Raw genomic sequence first — 3,277 nt, 5'->3', positions numbered from 1 at the left:
ACGGTTATAATCCCACAAATTATAACTTATAATCCCACAAATTATAGTATTTTCCTAGAAATCCAGTCATATCAACGGTTCAACCTATGTTCTCCCTTCTATTCTATTATTTTATAAAATTTAAAAGGGCTTTTCACTATGCAATAGTCGAGTAGTATTTTTTGAGAAAACCATTCAAAAAATCTCCACTCTTTTGCTATTGCATAGTGAAATTCGGCAGGTGTGAGCATGTCGCCAAGCCGAACAGACCAAAAACGAGGATTTAGATTGTTCGACTTGGACTAGCAATTGTACCTGCCGAACCGCCTTGCTCTATCGTTCTAAACAATCCGCTTATTCCATATTCATTTACGTTAAGATCCAGGGGGCTAGCCCCCAAACCCCCAGCCAGCACTCACACCCAAAAACAAGGAGAGAATGAACTTAGAACAGCACATTTATAGAAACTGTGTTTTTGCTAGATGCATATTAAAAAGGATAAGCATATGCTATATTACGCTTTCGTATAATTCCCTTATCTTTAAAGAGAACTTAAATCTTAATAATAGATTTGAGTTCTCTTTTTATATCATTATTCTCTAATTACCATATACATATAATATATTTAAAATTAATTTAAAAGGAGAAGTATGTTATATGACAAAATTGGAGGAACTAGAAAAAGATTTTAATCAAATGAATCTAGATTTAAAAGCTATACAACATGATATGAAAAGTTTAGAAGTAAGAATATTAGTAGCTGAAAAGGATGTTTTAACTATTAATAAACAATTAGATAAAATTAGTGCAAATACTACATGGATTTTACGATTGATCATAAGCGGATTGTTAACAGGAGTACTTGGTGTAGTAGCTAAAAACCTGTTATAGGAAAAAAGGGTGTTGGTCAATCAAAACGGACCTAGCAAAGCGAAGGGAGTATTTGACTTGACCAACCGTACTACACCCAAACCCTCTTGGCATTGAACAAACAATCGTTTGTTCCTGCTAACCGGCGAGGGAGCCCCTCAAGGATTGAGGGGTTGGGGAGTTTGATTGAGGGGGTCTGGGGAAGAGTTTCCCCAGTGGGTTTGGGCAAAGCCCAAGGTTTGTTTTTTGCCAGGCAAAGCATGGCTTGGCGGAGCCAAAGAGCCTCGCAGAGCACGTCCAAATGAAATTTGGTATAACGTGCTAGACCAAATTTGGTTTTTCTTCTATCCCCATGTTAAACTAGTTACCAAAAGGGGGGGTCTTGCTCATGGCTCACGTTCAAAAATATGCAAAAGGAAATGTTCAAGGATTGTCCATCCACTGGGACAGAAAAACAGAAAATCATTCGAATCAAGACATTGATAATGAACGGTCACATTTGAATTATGATTTATGTGAAAAAGAAGGAGATACACTTTCACGCATGAATGATCGGTTAAGTGAAGTGCATTGCTTGAATCGAAAAGATGTAAAAGTCTGTGCAGATTGGGCTGTTACATTACCGGAAAGTTTGAAAGATGCTTCTGAGAAGGAACAACGTGAATTTTTTGAGAAAACCTATGAATTTTTAGCGAACCGTTATGGTGGTGAAAAAAATGTGTTGTCAGCCAATGTACATAATGACGAAACAAGACCGCATATGCATTTTGCTTTTATGCCTGTTGTTTGGGACGAGAAAAAGCAACAGGCAAAGGTTTCAGCTAAAGAAGTTTTAACAAGAAAAGATTTAAAAACATTTCACCAAGATTTAGATGAGTTTTTGAAAAAAGAAATACCACAAATCTACAAAGAAGGTATTTTAAACGATAAAACGATTGGCGTTGATACGGTTAAAGATTTGAAAAGGTATTCTGAAGAAATACAGAAACAAAAAGATGTAATGGATGCGGAAGTAAAGGTCAAAGAAAGAGAGTTAGAGGGGAAAATTCAATCATTAGATAAAGAATTGGAAAGTAAAAAAAATGAGTTTCTGAATTTGAGTGAAGCACTCCCTTCAAAAATTAATATCAAAGTAAAAGGAAAAGAGAAAAAAACAGAGGTTGTAAAAACAGGTTTTTTAAAATCAGAAACAGTAACTACAGAAACTGGGAATTGGATTGTTTCTGATAGTGAAATGAGAAGGATGCAAAAAGTTCTAAGCGATGCAAATTTCGTAAAGGAAGATTATGAGCGTTTGCAGCGTACAGATTTAGTTAAAGAAAACAAAGAATTACATGATAGAGTTGATAGTTTAGCCGATGGTTATGTTAAAGCTATTAATGAGAATACAGATTTGTATGAGAAGAATAGAGAATTACGTAAGGAAATAAGCTCGTTAAAAGCCCATGTAAAAGATTTAAAGGAAAATGTAAAGGTTTTATACCACAATACGAAAAAAGTCCTTGGAGAGCATTTTAAAGCGTTTAGAGGACTTGTTAAGAATGAATTGGATATAAAAGGTGTAGATAATCAATTTGATTGTGAATATAAGAAAGAAATTAAGAAACAACGTGGATATAACATGGAACGTTAAAACCGTCTCAGAATTAATTCTGAGACGGTTCGTCGTTTTTGTATGTTATTTCTGTTTTAAGCTCTCTTCCTTTAGTTGAATAGACTTGTTGTAATCGGATTTCTTGTATATCGTGCCAATGGCCACGACCAAAATAACGAGCATTTACTTGATATGTACCAGTACCTTTTCTAAAAAGAATTTCTGCATTTACAAGTTTGTTGATGTTGTTATTAAGAACTTGTACTGTTTTATATCCTAGTTCTTGTGCCATTTGTTTTTTTATAAAGCTATTTAGAATGATCATATTGTCATAAGACATTACTTTTAATAAAACGTTAATAACTCTATCTAAACCTTTAGGTAAATCATTTAAGGCTACAATATCTTTTAAATATATTTTTACGTAGTCTGGTTCTTTGTCGATATAAGCATTTATAATTTCTTCTTCTTCTTGAATTTCACCAGTATTTATATCTATTATTTTATTTTTTGTAACTTTAGAAACTTTTTTCAAGGGTCTTTCCGGTTGCATCAAATCTACCTCCTACCCGATTTATAATTTAATTAAATTATAAATCGGGTATTTTAAAAGTGCAATATTTTTTATAGGATTTCACATTTATAATCCCACAAATTATAAATTATATAAAAAATAAATTTAATTTATAACTCCACAAATTACGGTATATAACTCCACAAATTACGGTTATAATCCCACAAATTATAACTTATAATCCCACAAATTATAGTATTTTCCTAGAAATCCAGTCATATCAACGGTTCAACCTATGTTCTCCCTTCTATTCTATTATT

General features: G+C 33.0%; 3 protein-coding genes. 2 read left to right on the top strand and 1 reads right to left on the bottom strand.

The window, feature by feature from the left end:
- The first annotated feature begins 636 nt into the window (after positions 1-636).
- Positions 637-870, top strand: a complete 234-nt coding sequence (locus ACTFNE_RS27290; RefSeq protein WP_046199669.1) for a hemolysin XhlA family protein — start codon at positions 637-639, stop codon at positions 868-870.
- Between the two features lie 367 nt (positions 871-1,237).
- Positions 1,238-2,482, top strand: a complete 1,245-nt coding sequence (mobV, locus tag ACTFNE_RS27285; RefSeq protein ID WP_000951644.1) for a MobV family relaxase — start codon at positions 1,238-1,240, stop codon at positions 2,480-2,482.
- Positions 2,483-2,495: 13 nt separating this feature from the next.
- Here mobV and ACTFNE_RS27280 read toward each other — a convergent pair whose 3' ends face one another.
- Positions 2,496-2,996, bottom strand: a complete 501-nt coding sequence (locus ACTFNE_RS27280; RefSeq protein WP_001182216.1) for a replication/maintenance protein RepL — start codon at positions 2,994-2,996, stop codon at positions 2,496-2,498.
- Positions 2,997-3,277: the final 281 nt, after the last annotated feature.

It is taken from the genome of Bacillus cereus group sp. MYBKT111-2 (assembly GCF_051915205.1).
In the GTDB taxonomy this organism is placed as follows: Bacteria; Bacillota; Bacilli; order Bacillales; family Bacillaceae_G; genus Bacillus_A; species Bacillus_A paranthracis.
This window is presented reverse-complemented; position numbering and strand designations above follow the sequence as displayed.